The following is a 14,363-nucleotide window of genomic DNA, read 5'->3' on the forward strand; positions in this document are numbered from 1 at the left end:
TCCAGGGCGGGCTGCCTCAGCCAGCCAGCAGTCGGGCAAGGTGGGCGACGATTCCGCGCGCCACCTCGGCCTTGGGCGCACGCGGCAGAGGGTGACGCCCGGCATCGTCGTAGAGGATCACGGTGTTGTCGTCCCCGCCCATGCCATCGCTGACCAGATTGCCTACCAACATCGGGAGGCGCTTGTTGCGCCGCTTGCCCTCGGCGTACGCGTCCAGATCGCGGCTCTCGGCGGCGAAGCCGACACAGAAGGGCGCATCCTCGCGCGCCGCAACCTCGGCAAGAATGTCCGGATTCGGGGTCAGCGACACGGTCATCGTATCCGCCGATTTTTTCAGCTTGTGTTCGGCCGTCGCCAGCGGGCGGTAGTCCGCCACCGCCGCCACCGCGATGAAGACCTGGGCGCCCGGCAGCGCGTCGAGCACCGCGTCGCGCATCTGCAGCGCGCTCGAAACCGGCACGCAGCGCACACCGGCGGGCACCGGCAGACTGACCGGGCCGCTCACCAGCACCACCTCCGCGCCCGCCTGCGCACACGCGCGCGCCAGCGCGTACCCCATCTTCCCCGAACTGATATTGGTGATCCCGCGCACCGGATCGATCGCCTCGAAGGTCGGCCCCGCAGTCAGCACCACCTTGCGCCCGCCGAGCAGCTTGGGCACGAAGAAGCCCTCCAGGCGCTCGAGCAGTTCCTCGGGCTCGAGCATCCGGCCCATGCCGACCTCACCGCAGGCCTGGTCGCCTGCGCCGGGCCCGAACACCGTCACGCCGTCGCCACGGATGAGGGCGAGATTGCGCTGCGTCGGCGGGGACTCCCACATCTGGCGGTTCATCGCCGGCGCGACGACGAGCGGCACGTCGCGCGCCAGGCACAGCGTCGTGAGCAGGTCGTCCGCACGCCCCTGCGCCAAGCGGGCAAGGAAATCCGCCGTCGCCGGCGCGACCACGATGGCATCGGCCTCGCGCCCGAGATCGATGTGCGCCATGTTGTTCGGCATGCGCGCATCCCACAGGTCGGTCCACACCCTGTTGCCGGACAAGGCCTGAAAGGTGACGGGGGTGACGAAATGCGCCCCGCCTTCGCTCAGGACGACGTGCACGTCGCCCCCCCCCTTGACCAGCAGGCGGACCAACTCTGCCGCCTTGTAGGCCGCGATGCCGCCACTGACCCCGAGAACGATTCTGCGACCCTTCAAAATGCTCATGACATTCACTTATACTTTCGGCATTTCATGCCTTGTGGTCAAGGCGCCCACCCTGCATCCCCAGGAGTCCGAAACGCAATGGCGATCACCGACTGGCCCGCGGACGAGCGCCCGCGTGAGAAACTGCTGGCACGCGGCCCCGCTGCGCTCTCCGATGCGGAACTGCTGGCAATCTTCCTGCGCGTCGGCATCCGCGGCCAGAGCGCGGTCGATCTTGCACGCACGCTGCTCGCGCGCTTCGGCAGCCTTACCCGCATGTGCACCGCCGGGGCGCAGGAATTCTCGGCGGTCCCCGGCATGGGACTGGCCAAGTATGCCCAACTGCAGGCGGTCATGGAACTGTCGCGACGGGCGCTGTTCGAGACCCTGCGCGCACGGCCGCTCTTCGACTCGCCGCAGGTCGTGCGCGACTGGCTGCGCCTGCGCCTTGGCCACCTGCCGCACGAAACCTTCTGCATCCTGCTGCTCGACGCCCGTCACTGCCTGATCGAGGCCGTCGATCTCTTTCGCGGGACGCTCACCCAGACCTCGGTCTATCCCCGCGAGGTGGTGAAGCTCGCCCTCGCCCATAATGCCGCCGCAGTCATCCTTGCACACAACCACCCCTCGGGCGCAGCAGAGCCGAGCACTGCCGACGAACTCCTCACCCGCGCCCTCAAGGAGGCACTCAGCCTTGTCGATGTGCGCGTGCTCGACCATTTCGTGGTCCCGGCACACGGTTCTCCGGTATCATTCGCCGAACGCGGGCTGCTCTGACGTGTCGCTGCCCGATCACCTGGCGCGGCACCCCCGACTGCCGAGCGCACGCGCATTTTCCGGCGCGGGGCTTGCCTTGACCGCTGCCCTTGCATTATCCTCGCACGTTTTCCGAAATCCGAATTCCCTGGAGCATCGTATGGCTCGCGTCTGCCAAGTGACCGGTAAAGCACCGATGGTGGGAAATAACGTTTCCCACGCAAACAACAAGACCAAGCGTCGTTTCCTGCCCAACCTGCAGAGCCGCCGCTTCTGGAGCGAAGGCGAGAACCGCTGGATTCGCCTGCGCGTTTCCAACGCGGGTCTGCGCACGATCGACAAGAAAGGCATCGACGTCGTCCTTGCCGAGCTTCGCGCCCGCGGCGAGAAGCTGTAAGCAACCGAACTGAACGGAGAACGCCATGGCCAAGGGCATCCGCGAAAAGATCAAGCTGGAGTCGACCGCAGGTACCGGTCACTTCTACACCACCTCGAAGAACAAGCGCACCACGCCTGAGAAACTCGAGTTCAACAAGTACGACCCGGTCGCGCGCAAGCACGTCCCGTACAAGGAAGTGAAGCTGAAGTAATCCGTCTCGGCAGACGCTCCGCGCGTCTCGGCCGAAACGAAGCTGCTCCAGAAAACACGAAGGGCCATCGGATTTTCCGATGGCCCTTCCGCTTTTCATCCACCACCGGCGAGCGACAGCGGATGCGACTACAAGCGTTACGGGATCACGCGCGCTGGATGTTCGACGCCTGCTTGCCCTTGGGACCCTGGGTCACCTCGAAGGACACTTTCTCGCCTTCTTTGAGGCTCTTGAAACCGCTCATGTTGATGGCGGAGAAATGTGCGAACAGGTCCTCGCTTCCATCATCGGGCGTGATGAAACCGAAACCCTTGGAATCGTTGAACCACTTCACGGTACCAGTTGCCATATTGCTTGGATCCTTCAAGGTTGCGTGTTACGCCATCCCGGCATGACCGGAACGGTCGGTGTCGGCGCTGACGGGGACCAGACGACCCAACGGCAAACTGCTCGGGACCAAGCTCCAGCCGGCGCGTGTCCTAGCTTTTACGCATTCGCCCATGCAGCGTCAACGGTCTTTCCGCGCCCATTTTTGGCGCAGCGCAACAGCCTGAATGGCCGCAACAAGGGAGTTTCTGAATGAACTCCATATCTTGTGCGGCACACCTTCTTTGACGCAGCGCACGAAAGCGGATCGGTCTGTGCGCCGGACGCCACAGCACACCCCCCGCATGGAACCGCCACGAAGGTGTGACCCGAGGCGTGTTGCACTCTGCTTCGGCATCGTTAGAATGGATTTATGGGCACCCGAAAACAAGATGATCTCGTTCTGGAAGCAAAGCGGACACGGACTCGTCCGCCACCTCTGTACAAGGTCCTGCTGCTTAACGACGATTACACGCCGATGGATTTCGTCATCGTCGTCCTGCAGAAATATTTCGGCATGGATCGCGAACGTGCCACGCGAGTCATGCTCCAAGTCCACAGAGAGGGCATGGGGGTATGCGGCGTCTTTCCCAGGGACATCGCCACGACCAAGGTTGAGCAGGTCACCTCGTTTGCTCGTCAGCATCAACATCCGCTGGCATGCGTGATGGAGGAAAATTGAATGATCGCGCAAGAGCTTGAAGTCAGCCTGCACATGGCTTTCGTAGAGGCACGTCAGAAGCGCCACGAGTTCATCACCGTGGAACACCTTCTGCTTGCCCTGCTGGACAATCCGTCCGCAGCCCAGGTCCTCAAGGCCTGCGCCGCCAACATCGACGAATTGCGTCGCGAGTTGACCAACTTCATCAACGAGCACACGCCGCGCATCGAAGGCACGGACGAGATCGACACGCAGCCGACGCTCGGTTTCCAGCGCGTCATCCAGCGTGCGATTCTGCACGTGCAGTCCTCGGGCAAGAAGGAGGTCACCGGCGCGAACGTACTGGTGGCGATCTTCGGCGAGAAGGACTCGCACGCGGTGTATTTCCTCCAGAAACAGAACATCTCCCGTCTGGACGTGGTGAACTTCATCTCCCACGGCATCGCCAAGACGCCGCCACAGGGCGCCCAGCCGCAGGGTCGCGGCGAGTCGGAACAGGGCGAGCAGGAGCAGGAAGAGAAGTCTGCCGGCGGCGCGCTCGAGAACTACACCCAGAATCTCAACCAGCAGGCGCTGGTGGGGAAGATCGATCCGCTGATCGGACGCGAGAAGGAAGTCGAGCGTGTGATCCAGACCCTGTGCCGGCGGCGCAAGAACAATCCGCTGCTGGTCGGTGAGGCCGGCGTCGGCAAGACCGCGATCGCAGAAGGCCTCGCGCGCCGGATCGTCGAAGGGCGCGTGCCCGAGATCCTCGAGAACGCCCAGGTGTTCGCGCTCGACATGGGCGCCCTGCTCGCGGGCACCAAGTACAGGGGTGATTTCGAGCAACGCCTGAAGGCGGTGCTCAAGCAGCTGATCGAGAACCCGAACGCGATCCTCTTCATCGACGAGATCCACACCCTGATCGGCGCCGGCGCGGCGTCGGGGGGCACGCTCGATGCGTCGAATCTTCTCAAGCCGGCGCTGTCTTCCGGACAGCTCAAGTGCATTGGCGCGACCACCTACAACGAGTTCCGCCAGATCTTCGAGAAGGACCATGCGCTCTCGCGTCGCTTCCAGAAGATCGACGTGATCGAGCCTTCGGTGGCCGAGACGGTCGAGATCCTCAAGGGGCTCAAGAGCCGCTTCGAGGAGCACCACGGCATCAAGTACAGCAACTCTGCGCTCTCCAGCGCCGCGGAGCTGTCGGCCAAGTACATCAATGACCGCCACCTGCCCGACAAGGCGATCGACGTCATCGACGAGGCCGGCGCCGCCCAGCGCATCCTGCCGAAGTCGAAGCAGAAGAAGACCATCGGCAAGAACGAGATCGAGGAGATCGTCGCCAAGATCGCCCGCATCCCGCCGCGCACCGTGTCCAACGACGACAAGGCCGCCCTCAAGACGCTCGAGCGCGACCTCAAGAACGTCGTCTTCGGCCAGAACGCCGCGATCGAGGCCCTCGCCAAGGCGATCAAGATGTCGCGCTCCGGCCTCGGCAACCCGCAGAAGCCGATCGGCTCCTTCCTGTTCTCCGGCCCCACCGGCGTCGGCAAGACCGAGGTCGCGCGCCAGCTCGCCTACACGCTGGGCATCGAACTGGTGCGCTTCGACATGTCCGAGTACATGGAGCGCCACGCCGTCAGCCGCCTGATCGGCGCGCCGCCGGGCTACGTCGGCTTCGACCAAGGCGGCCTGCTCACCGAGCAGATCACCAAGAAGCCGCACTGCGTGCTGCTGCTCGACGAGATCGAGAAGGCGCATCCGGACATCTACAACATCCTGCTGCAGGTCATGGACCACGGCACACTGACCGACAACAACGGTCGCCAGGCGGACTTCCGCAACGTGATCATCATCATGACCACCAACGCCGGCGCCGAGTCGATGCAGAAGGCGGTGATCGGCTTCTCCGCCAAGCGCGAGGCAGGCGACGAGATGGCCGACATCAAGCGCCTGTTCACGCCGGAGTTCCGCAACCGGCTCGACGCGATGATCTCGTTCAAGGCGCTCGACAACGAGATCATCCTGCGCGTGGTCGACAAGTTCCTGATGCAGCTCGAGGCGCAACTGCACGAGAAGAAGGTGGAAGCCCACTTCAGCGACGAACTCAAGGCCTGGCTGGCGGAGAAGGGCTTCGATCCGCTGATGGGTGCGCGTCCGATGGCACGGCTGATTCAGGACACGATCCGCGCCGCGCTCGCCGACGAGCTCCTGTTCGGGCGCCTGGTCAATGGTGGCAAGGTGACCATCGACCTCGACGAGGACGACAAGGTGAAGCTGGTGTTCGAGGAGACGGAAACGGCCGCGGCCTGAACGCTCTTCGCCGGGGCAAGCCCGGCGCATACGGGAAACGGCATGTACCCAGGGGGAACATGCCGTTTTTCATTACGGTGACGCGTTCGCAGAATTTGCCGTGGGGGCGGGCTCGCCCGCGCAGAGGCGCCTCGTCGACGCCTCGTTCGCGGGCAAGCCCGCTCCCACACCGGCCGCTCCCACACCAGCCACTCCCCCACCGGCCGCGCCCACACCGCCGCGCTCGCAGCGCGGTCGTTTATCATGCGCGCTCCCTCGTCGGCCACCCGACGCACCGCCCCCCCCTTTCTTTCGAGGAGCCAGCATGAACATCCAGACCGCCGACCTCTGCGACGCCCACGAAGACAAGCTCCTCGTCGTCGCCCCCATGTTTGCCAGCTACGGCGGCCGCCCGGCCTTCGGCGGACCGATGTCGACACTCAAGATCTTCGAAGACAATTCCTTCGTCCGCAAGGCCGTCGAAAGCCCGGGCAACGGCCGGGTGCTCGTCATCGACGGCGGCGCGTCGATGCGGTGCGCGCTCGTCGGCGACCAGCTCGCCGAGCTCGCAGTGAAGAACGGCTGGGCTGGCATCATCGTCTATGGCTGCATCCGCGACTCGAGGGCGATCGGCGAGATGGACCTGGGTGTGTTCGCCCTCGGCACCCACCCCAAGAAGACCGTCAAGCGCAACACCGGCGAGGTCGACATCCCGATCACCTTCGGCGGCGTCACCTTTCACCCCGGCCACCACGTCTATGCCGACGAGGACGGCGTCGTGGTGAGCGCCACGCCCCTGCTCTGACGGGCATACGTCAATCGCCCCCCACGCCCATGGATGAGGGCTTGCAATAGGACATGCAAGGCCCCACGCCGCTCGAGCGGAAATCGATCGCAATGCAACAGGCGGGAGGGCGAAGTCCGTTTCATGGGACTCACTTTCATTTCACACTACAAAACAAAAAGCGCAAGGCATTGTTTTAAAACATAAAGATTTTTTCTTATGTCTTATATAAGACATATTGCTGCTGCGCGGAATGCCTCCTATACTCTCTTCCCATCTGCAGCGTTTTTCTCCCTCGAAACCGCTGCAGCCGGAACACCGCGACCGGTGCCTGAACCCGCCGCGATGGTTGACCCCTTCTGTACTGATAAGGACGCATCATGACCATGACCCGCGAACAGCAAATCGCCGCTCTGGAAAAAGACTGGGCCGAGAACCCCCGTTGGAAAGGCATCAAGCGCGGCTACTCCGCCGCTGACGTCGTCCGCCTGCGTGGCAGCCTGCAGCCCGAGTACACCCTTGCCCAGCGCGGCGCGAAGCTGCTGTGGGAGCGCGTCAATGGCGCCGCCAAGAAGGGCTACGTGAACGCCTTCGGCGCGATCACCGCCGGTCAGGCGATGCAGCAGGCCAAGGCCGGCCTCGAGGCCGTGTATCTGTCGGGCTGGCAGGTCGCCGCCGACGGCAACACCTCCGAGACCATGTACCCCGACCAGTCGCTGTACGCCTACGACTCGGTCCCGACCATGGTCCGCCGCATCAACAACACCTTCAAGCGCGCCGACGAGATCCAGTGGTCGCGCGGCATCAACCCGGGCGACAAGGAATTCGTCGACTACTTCCTGCCGATCGTCGCTGACGCCGAGGCCGGTTTCGGTGGCGTGCTCAACGCCTTTGAACTGATGAAGAACATGATCGCCGCCGGTGCCGCCGGTGTGCACTTCGAAGACCAGTTGGCTGCCGTGAAGAAGTGCGGCCACATGGGTGGCAAGGTCCTGGTGCCGACCCAGGAAGCCTGCGAGAAGCTGATCGCCGCCCGCTTTGCTGCCGACGTCATGGGCGTGCCGACCATCATCCTGGCCCGCACCGACGCCGAAGCCGCCAACCTGATCACCTCCGACCACGACGCCAACGACAAGCCCTTCCTCACCGGTGAGCGCACCCAGGAAGGCTTCTACCGCGTCAAGAACGGCCTCGAGCAGGCCATCAGCCGCGGCGTCGCCTACGCGCCCTACGCCGACCTGGTGTGGTGCGAGACCGGCACGCCCGACCTGGGCTTCGCCCGCGAGTTCGCCCAGGCCGTGCATGCCGCCTGCCCGGGCAAGCTGCTGTCGTACAACTGCTCGCCGTCCTTCAACTGGAAGAAGAACCTGGACGACGCGACCATCGCCAAGTTCCAGGACGAGCTGTCGGCGCTGGGCTACAAGTACCAGTTCATCACCCTGGCCGGCATCCACATCAACTGGTTCAACACCTTCAAGTTCGCCCATGCCTATGCTCGTGGCGAAGGCATGAAGCACTACACCGAAATGGTGCAGGAACCTGAATTCGCCGCACGCGAGCAGGGCTACACCTTCGTGTCGCACCAGCAGGAAGTGGGCGCCGGCTACTTCGACGACGTCACCACCGTGATCCAGGGCGGCTCGTCCTCGGTCAAGGCGCTGACCGGCTCGACCGAAGAAGAGCAGTTCCACTAAGAGGCTGCTTCCCCGGTAACAGGGGAGGATACGAAAGGCCATCCTGCGGGATGGCCTTTTTTCGTTCACCGCGTGTGGCCGCGGGGAGCACCTCGATGCGCGTCGCTCAGCCGCGACCCGGTCCCATGCCGCTGCCGTCGCGCGGGCCGTCACCCATGCCACCGCGCATGCCGCGTTCGCCCTTGCCGCCGCGCGGCCCCATTTTCTGGAACTCGGCATCGAACACGGTCTTCTGCGCATCGCTCAACGTGCCATAGAAGGCCTCTACCGACTTGCGGGCGTCGGCCAGCTCGACCTGGCGCAGCTTGCTCATCTCCTCCATGCGCTGCATGCGCTCGATCGCGGTCTTCGGCGCATCCGCGGCGCGGCGTTCGGCCATGGTGGCCGCCATGCGCTCAGCGCGAGCCTTCATGTCGGCCTTGAAGGCTTCGAAGGCGGGCTTCTGCTCGGGGGCCAGCGCGAGCGCCAGCTCCAGCCGGGCCAGGTGCAGTTCGGCGCGCTCGGCCATCTTCGCCTTCATGCGCTCGGGTTCCATCTGCGACCAGCCGGCCTTGCCGCCGCGCGGGCCATCGCAATGCCCGCCCCAGGCCAGTGCGGCCGTGCTGCCGATGGCACCGGTGGTGATGAGGGCGGCAGCGATCGAGGTCTTGATCCAGTTCTTCATGATGATTCTCCTGTCGGTTGGCACTTTGCCTGCCCGTCCGTTCGGGCGACGGAGCCATTACAGCACCGGGATGTAAGCCGGCTTTGTCTGCAACGGCCCGATTTGCAGCCTCGTGTCTCCGCAGCGGCGATTGATACGCTGGGATACAAACACCCCCCGGGTGAGCCGTAAGATGCCGGCCATGGAGAAGCACGCATGAACCACTCTTCCGACCACATCCTGATCGTCGACGACGACCGCGACATCCGCCAGTTGCTCGCCGACTACCTCGAGAAGCAGGGCCTGCGTTGCACCACCGCCGCCGACGGCCGCGAGATGAAGGCCGCCCTCGAGCAGTTCCGCATCGACCTCATCGTGCTCGACGTCATGATGCCGGGCGAGGATGGCCTCACCCTGTGCCGCAACCTGCGCGCGAGCGGCAGCGGCCACGCGAACACGCCGATCCTGATGCTGACCGCGCGCGGCGAGGACATGGACCGCATCATCGGCCTCGAGATGGGCGCGGACGACTACCTAGCCAAGCCATTCGTCCCGCGCGAACTCTTCGCCCGCATCCGCGCGGTGCTGCGCCGCACGCGCGCGCTGCCACCCAACCTGGAGGCGGCGCCGCCGGCAAACGCACGCGAGCTGCACTTCGCCCGTTGGCGCCTCGACACCGTCAATCGCCACCTGGTCGCCGAGGACGGCAGCGTAGTCGCGCTCTCCGGCGCCGAGTACCGCATGCTGAGCGTGTTTCTGTCGCACCCGCAGAAGGTGCTGTCGCGCGATCAGCTGATGGAGCTCACCCAGGGCCGCGAAGCCGACGTTTTCGACCGCTCGATCGACCTGCTGGTGAGCCGGCTGCGCCAGCGCCTCGGCGACAATGCGCGCGAGTCGACGATCATCAAGACCGTGCGCAACGAAGGCTACGTGCTTGCCGCCGAGGTCAGCGTGGTCACACCGGACGGAAGCGCACCGCGATGAAGCTTCCCCTGCCGCGCAGCCTGTTCGCCCGCCTGATGCTGATCTGGCTGATCGGCATGGCGCTCGTGCTGGCGGTGAGCCTGGCGCTGTTCCTCGGCGAGCGCGAGCGCATCGGCCGCAGCGCGCTGTTCGAGGGCGTGGCACAAGAGATCGCCAGCGTCGCCGACCTGCTCGACAACATGTCGCCACCGGAGCGCGAGCGCTGGATCGACGACATCGGCCGCCGCCGGCTGCGCCTCGCCCTGCGCCCGCCGCGCGAACACCTGCGCCCGCTCGGCGACGAGCATCCCCTGCAGGCGGCATTGCGCGCGGCAATGCCGCAGCGCCCAACGGCCCTCTACATGCATCCGCGCGACGACCGCCCCCACCCCGGCCTGCTGATCGTGCTTACGCTCGCCGATGGCACGCCGCTGCAGGTGCGCCTGCCCGGGATCCCGCCGGCGCCCGCGATCATGCTGCATCGGCCAGGGCCCTTTCTGGCCGCGCTCGCCGCGCTCGCGCTCGGCGTCGGACTGCTCACCTGGATCGCGGTGCGTATCGCCACCCGGCCGCTGTCGCGCATGGCCGACGCAGCACGCGCCCTCGGCGAGGATCCGACGCGCCCCCCCATTGATATCCGCGGCCCCACCGAGGTGGCCCGGGCCGCCATCGCCTTCAACCAGATGCAGCAGCGCATCGCCGAGCACGTCGCCGAGCGTACCCGCATCCTGGCGGCGATCTCTCACGACCTTCAGACCCCGATCACCCGCCTGCGCCTGCGCGCCGAACAGGTGGAGGACGAGGGTCTGCGCGGGCGCATCCAGTCCGACCTCGACGCCATGCAGGGACTGGTGAAGGAGGGGCTGGCCTACGCGCGCAGCCTGGACGAGCGTAGCCCGCCGCAGCCGATCGAGCTCGGCCCGCTGCTGCACGCGCTCGGCGAAGACGCGCGCGACATGGGGTGGGCGGTGCGCGTACCGGAGGACGCGCGAGGGCGCATCAATGGCAGTCCGTCAGCCCTGCGCCGAGCCCTTTGGAACCTCGTCGAGAACGGCGTGAAGTTCGGCAGCGCGGTCGACATCGCGCTCGCCTGCACGGACGAGGCGTGCGAGATCCGCATCCGCGATCACGGCCCGGGTCTGGCGGAGGACGAGCTCGAGAAGGTGTTCGAGCCCTTCTACCGGACGGAGGCCTCGCGCAACCGCGAAACCGGCGGCACCGGGCTGGGCCTGGCGATCACCCGCAACCTGCTGCACGCGCAGGGCGGCGAGGTCGCGCTACGCAATCACCCCGAGGGCGGGCTGGAGGCGGTGGTGCGGCTACGTGCACGGTAGCGGCCGGCGAGATCGAGGAAGGCGGCGAGCTCCGCTTCTCGCCGCTGCGCGCGCCAGCCGAGCTCCTCGGCCAGGATGGCGGCGACCGCCGGCGCCACCCTCGCAGCGGCCTCGGCATCGAGAAACAGTGCCCGGCTGCGGCGCGCAAGTACGTCCTCGATGGTGAGGGCGAAGTCCTCGAGCAGCGCGCGCCGCACCGCTGCGGCAGTGGGGAGCAAGCCCGGCGGCAGTCCGGTCGGCGAACCCGGCAGCTGGCTCTCGCCCTTCTCCCCGTCGCGCCCCTCCCCGCTGCGCACGCCACAATCGAGCGCCAGTGTCGCGGTCGGTGAGTGCCGCCGCGCGAGCCCACCGACCGCCTCGGCTGCATCGACTGCCTCCTCGGCCATCGCGCGATAGGTCGTCCATTTGCCGCCGAGCACGCTCACGAGGCCTTGCGGCGACACCTCGACCCGATGCTCGCGCGAGAGCCGGCTGGTGGCACCGCCCTCCCGCGCGCCCTCGCCCTCCCCAAGCAGGGGCCGCAAGCCGACGAAGACGCTGCGCACCCCCTCGCGTGTCGGCGGACGACGCAACCAGCGCGCCGCGGCCGCGAGCAAGGCGTCCACCTCGCCCGCGAGCGGCTCGGGCTCCGCAGGCATGTCCGCGCGCGGGGTATCGGTGGTGCCGATCAGCACCTTCCCGCACCACGGGATCATGAACAGCACGCGGCCATCCGGGGTGTGCGGCACCAGCAGTGCATCGCCCCCCGGCAGGCAGTCGGCGTCGACCACCAGATGCACGCCCTGGCTTGGACGCAGCAGCGCGCGCGCGGCAGGGTCGGCACGCCGGCGCAGCGCATCGCCCCACACCCCGGTGGCGTTGATCACCGCGCGCGCACCGACCTGGTACGTGCGTCCGCTCTCGGCTTCGCACAGCACCACGCCGCACAGCCTGCCGGCCTCCAGCACCAGCTCGCGCGCCATGCAGTGGTTGATCAGCAACGCGCCATGGGCACTTGCGGTACGCGCGAGCGCGAGTGCCAGCCCGGCATCGTCGAACTGGGCATCCTGGAAGGCCACGCCGCCGCCCAGCCCCCGGCCGTCCACGCCGTCATCGCGCAGCCCCGGCAGCGCCCCCTGCAGAGCGGCGGCATCGAGCAACCTGCACCCCCCGAGCCCATCCGCGCCCGCGAGCGCCTCGTAGGCGCCGAGCCCGACCCGCAGCATGAGCCGCTCGGCAACATTGCGCGCAGGGACCACGAAGCGCAGCGGATGCACCAGCGCAGGCGCGTTGCGCAGCAGACGCCCGCGCTCGCGCAAGGCCTCGCGCACCAGGCCGATGCGGCCCTGCGCAAGGTAGCGCACGCCGCCATGGATCAGCTTGGTCGATCGCGAACTGGTGCCGGCGGCAAAGTCGCGGGCTTCGACGAGCAGCACCGAATGGCCGCGCGCTGCGGCGTCCAGGGCGCAGCCCAGGCCGGTGGCCCCGCCCCCGACCACGACCAGGTCGACCTGCCGCATGTCGGCGAGGCGCCCCAGCAGGCGGCTGCGGGCATGCGGATGCGCACAGGCCACGGTGGAATCGATCACCTGCGGGGCGCTCAGTCGCGCACCCAGGCCCGCGCGCGCTCGACGGCTCGTGCCCACTGCGCGCGCGCTTCGTCCCGTCGCTCCGGCGCCCAGTTCGGCTCGAAGCGGCAATCGAGCTGCCAGTGGGTGGCGATCTCCTGCGGCCGCGTCCATAGTCCGCAGCCGAGCGCCGCCAGACACGCCGCACCGAAGGCGGTGGTCTCGAGCTGGCGCGGGCGCAGTACGGGCACGCCGAGCAGGTCGGCCTGCATCTGCATCAGCAGATCGTTGGCTGCGGCCCCACCGTCGACACGCAGCTCGGCAAGCGGCGCGGCGCCGTCGCGCGCCATCGCCTCCACGAGATCGACGCTCTGCATCGCGATCGCCTCCAGTGCTGCGCGCGCGATGTGCGCGGCCCCGCTGCCGCGCGACAGGCCGAGCAGGGTACCGCGCGCGTGCGGGTCCCAGTAGGGCGCACCGAGCCCGGTAAAGGCCGGCACCAGCGTCACCCCACCGCTGTCGGGCACGCTCGCCGCGAGCGCCTCGATCTCGGACGCGCGCTTGACCAGGCCGAGGCCGTCGCGCAGCCACTGCACCACCGCACCGCCCATGAACACGCTGCCCTCGAGGGCATAGGTGGACGCCCCCTCCACGCCGGACCACCCCAGCGTGGTCAGCAGACGGTTCGTCGAGGCCACCGCCGCATGGCCGGTGTTCATGAGCAGGAAGCAGCCGGTGCCGTAGGTGTTCTTCGCCATCCCCGGGGAGAGGCAGGCCTGACCGAAGGCCGCCGCCTGCTGGTCGCCCCCGATGCCCGCGATCGGGATCGCCGCACCGAACAGCGCGGGATCCGTCTCGCCACACACCCCGCTGCTCGCCACGACCTGCGGCAGCAGTGCGGACGGGATGCGGAAAAGCTCGAGCAGCGCGGGGTCCCACGCCAGGGTATGGAGGTTGAAGAGCGAAGTACGGGCGGCGTTGCCCGGATCGGTCACATGCAGCCGGCCGCCGCTGAGGTGCCAGATCAGCCAGCTGTCGATGGTGCCGAAGGCAAGCTCGCCGCGCTCGGCACGGGCGCGCGCATCCGGGACGTGATCGAGCAGCCAGGCGAGCTTGGTGGCGGAAAAGTACGGGTCGAGCTCCAGCCCGGTGCGCGCACGCACACTCTCGGCCCAGCCCGCTGCGCGCAGACGCGCGCACTCGGGCGCGGTACGTCGGTCCTGCCAGACGATCGCGGGGGCGAGTGCGCGCCCGCTCGCACGCTCCCAGAGCACGGTGGTCTCGCGCTGGTTGGCGACGCCGATCGCCGCAACCTCACGCGCCGCCACGCCGGCGTTGGCGAGCGCCTCGCGTGCGCAATCGAACTGGGTGCGCAGGATGTCCTGGGGGTCGTGCTCGACCCGGTCGGACGCCGGAAAGTGCTGGGCGAAAGCCTGCTGGGCGAGCCCGCGGACGCGCCCATCGGCATCGAACACGATGGCGCGCGAGCTGGTGGTGCCCTGGTCGAGGGCGAGCAGATAGGCCATGGCGACTCCGAACAGGGGGCTGACCGCAGTGACATCAGCCTA

14 protein-coding genes are annotated in these 14,363 nt (G+C 67.2%); 9 read left to right on the forward strand and 5 right to left on the reverse strand.

The window, feature by feature from the left end; all coding sequences use genetic code 11:
• Positions 1-16 precede the first annotated feature (16 nt).
• Positions 17-1,204, reverse strand: a complete 1,188-nt coding sequence (gene coaBC / locus AAG895_RS14555; RefSeq protein WP_345792718.1) for a bifunctional phosphopantothenoylcysteine decarboxylase/phosphopantothenate--cysteine ligase CoaBC — start codon at positions 1,202-1,204, stop codon at positions 17-19.
• 78 nt (positions 1,205-1,282) lie between these two features.
• On the opposite strand from coaBC, the gene radC reads away from it, so the two are divergent.
• The 3 genes from radC to rpmG all read left to right on the forward strand — a co-directional run bounded on the left by radC (position 1,283) and on the right by rpmG (position 2,529).
• Entirely contained in the window at positions 1,283-1,960 is a 678-nt protein-coding gene (radC, locus tag AAG895_RS14560; RefSeq protein WP_345792719.1) for a DNA repair protein RadC, read from the forward strand.
• A 139-nt stretch (positions 1,961-2,099) separates the two neighbouring features.
• On the forward strand, positions 2,100-2,336 hold the full coding sequence (rpmB, locus tag AAG895_RS14565; RefSeq protein ID WP_004358811.1) for a 50S ribosomal protein L28: 237 nt from the start codon (positions 2,100-2,102) through the stop codon (positions 2,334-2,336).
• 25 nt (positions 2,337-2,361) lie between these two features.
• The gene (gene rpmG, locus AAG895_RS14570) at positions 2,362-2,529 is read left to right on the forward strand and encodes a 50S ribosomal protein L33 (RefSeq protein ID WP_004258834.1); all 168 of its coding nucleotides are present in this window, start codon (positions 2,362-2,364) and stop codon (positions 2,527-2,529) included.
• 145 nt (positions 2,530-2,674) lie between these two features.
• On the opposite strand, the gene AAG895_RS14575 is transcribed toward rpmG, so the two are convergent.
• Positions 2,675-2,878, reverse strand: a complete 204-nt coding sequence (locus tag AAG895_RS14575) for a cold-shock protein (protein WP_002924494.1) — start codon at positions 2,876-2,878, stop codon at positions 2,675-2,677.
• A 390-nt stretch (positions 2,879-3,268) separates the two neighbouring features.
• On the opposite strand from AAG895_RS14575, the gene clpS reads away from it, so the two are divergent.
• From clpS to aceA, 4 genes are all read left to right on the forward strand, one after another.
• Positions 3,269-3,577, forward strand: a complete 309-nt coding sequence (gene clpS / locus AAG895_RS14580) for an ATP-dependent Clp protease adapter ClpS (protein WP_345792720.1) — start codon at positions 3,269-3,271, stop codon at positions 3,575-3,577.
• Positions 3,578-5,851, forward strand: a complete 2,274-nt coding sequence (clpA, locus tag AAG895_RS14585) for an ATP-dependent Clp protease ATP-binding subunit ClpA (RefSeq protein WP_345792721.1) — start codon at positions 3,578-3,580, stop codon at positions 5,849-5,851.
• 304 nt (positions 5,852-6,155) lie between these two features.
• Complete coding sequence (rraA, locus tag AAG895_RS14590) at positions 6,156-6,635, forward strand: ribonuclease E activity regulator RraA (RefSeq protein WP_345792722.1); 480 nt, start codon at positions 6,156-6,158, stop codon at positions 6,633-6,635.
• Positions 6,636-6,994: 359 nt separating this feature from the next.
• Positions 6,995-8,308, forward strand: coding sequence for an isocitrate lyase (gene aceA / locus AAG895_RS14595; protein ID WP_345792723.1), 1,314 nt, complete (start codon positions 6,995-6,997; stop codon positions 8,306-8,308).
• Between the two features lie 106 nt (positions 8,309-8,414).
• Here aceA and AAG895_RS14600 read toward each other — a convergent pair whose 3' ends face one another.
• Positions 8,415-8,972 (reverse strand): Spy/CpxP family protein refolding chaperone, encoded by a 558-nt coding sequence (locus tag AAG895_RS14600; protein WP_345792724.1) that lies wholly within the window; start codon positions 8,970-8,972, stop codon positions 8,415-8,417.
• A 195-nt stretch (positions 8,973-9,167) separates the two neighbouring features.
• Between AAG895_RS14600 and AAG895_RS14605 the strand changes: the two genes are divergently transcribed.
• Together AAG895_RS14605 and AAG895_RS14610 are read left to right on the forward strand one after the other, a co-directional pair.
• A complete protein-coding gene (locus AAG895_RS14605) occupies positions 9,168-9,935 on the forward strand; it encodes a response regulator (protein WP_345792725.1) in 768 nt (255 codons plus the stop codon).
• Positions 9,932-11,248 carry an ATP-binding protein gene (locus AAG895_RS14610; protein ID WP_345792726.1) on the forward strand — a complete coding sequence of 439 codons (1,317 nt, stop codon included), beginning with the start codon at positions 9,932-9,934 and terminating at the stop codon, positions 11,246-11,248. Before AAG895_RS14605 ends, AAG895_RS14610 begins: the two co-directional genes overlap by 4 nt.
• Here the strand turns inward: AAG895_RS14610 and AAG895_RS14615 are convergent.
• Together AAG895_RS14615 and glpK are read right to left on the reverse strand one after the other, a co-directional pair.
• Positions 11,200-12,816: a glycerol-3-phosphate dehydrogenase/oxidase gene (locus AAG895_RS14615; protein WP_345792727.1), complete on the reverse strand. Its 1,617-nt coding sequence runs from the start codon at positions 12,814-12,816 to the stop codon at positions 11,200-11,202. The two genes, AAG895_RS14610 and AAG895_RS14615, sit on opposite strands and share 49 nt — an antisense overlap.
• 11 nt (positions 12,817-12,827) lie before the next feature.
• Positions 12,828-14,321, reverse strand: coding sequence for a glycerol kinase GlpK (gene glpK / locus AAG895_RS14620; RefSeq protein WP_345792728.1), 1,494 nt, complete (start codon positions 14,319-14,321; stop codon positions 12,828-12,830).
• Positions 14,322-14,363: the final 42 nt, after the last annotated feature.

The sequence above is a fragment of the Thauera sp. JM12B12 genome (assembly GCF_039614725.1).
Taxonomy (GTDB): domain Bacteria; phylum Pseudomonadota; class Gammaproteobacteria; order Burkholderiales; family Rhodocyclaceae; genus Thauera.

What these genes read in the sequence shown, in the direction of transcription:
- aceA (WP_345792723.1), top strand. Translation starts at nt 6,995, where the DNA reads ATGACCATGACCCGCGAACAGCAAATCGCCGCTCTGGAAAAAGACTGG.
- rpmG (WP_004258834.1), top strand. Translation starts at nt 2,362, where the DNA reads ATGGCCAAGGGCATCCGCGAAAAGATCAAGCTGGAGTCGACCGCAGGT.
- coaBC (WP_345792718.1), bottom strand. Translation starts at nt 1,204, where the DNA reads ATGAGCATTTTGAAGGGTCGCAGAATCGTTCTCGGGGTCAGTGGCGGC.
- clpS (WP_345792720.1), top strand. Translation starts at nt 3,269, where the DNA reads ATGGGCACCCGAAAACAAGATGATCTCGTTCTGGAAGCAAAGCGGACA.
- AAG895_RS14605 (WP_345792725.1), top strand. Translation starts at nt 9,168, where the DNA reads ATGAACCACTCTTCCGACCACATCCTGATCGTCGACGACGACCGCGAC.
- clpA (WP_345792721.1), top strand. Translation starts at nt 3,578, where the DNA reads ATGATCGCGCAAGAGCTTGAAGTCAGCCTGCACATGGCTTTCGTAGAG.
- AAG895_RS14610 (WP_345792726.1), top strand. Translation starts at nt 9,932, where the DNA reads ATGAAGCTTCCCCTGCCGCGCAGCCTGTTCGCCCGCCTGATGCTGATC.
- AAG895_RS14575 (WP_002924494.1), bottom strand. Translation starts at nt 2,878, where the DNA reads ATGGCAACTGGTACCGTGAAGTGGTTCAACGATTCCAAGGGTTTCGGT.
- radC (WP_345792719.1), top strand. Translation starts at nt 1,283, where the DNA reads ATGGCGATCACCGACTGGCCCGCGGACGAGCGCCCGCGTGAGAAACTG.
- glpK (WP_345792728.1), bottom strand. Translation starts at nt 14,321, where the DNA reads ATGGCCTATCTGCTCGCCCTCGACCAGGGCACCACCAGCTCGCGCGCC.
- rpmB (WP_004358811.1), top strand. Translation starts at nt 2,100, where the DNA reads ATGGCTCGCGTCTGCCAAGTGACCGGTAAAGCACCGATGGTGGGAAAT.
- rraA (WP_345792722.1), top strand. Translation starts at nt 6,156, where the DNA reads ATGAACATCCAGACCGCCGACCTCTGCGACGCCCACGAAGACAAGCTC.
- AAG895_RS14600 (WP_345792724.1), bottom strand. Translation starts at nt 8,972, where the DNA reads ATGAAGAACTGGATCAAGACCTCGATCGCTGCCGCCCTCATCACCACC.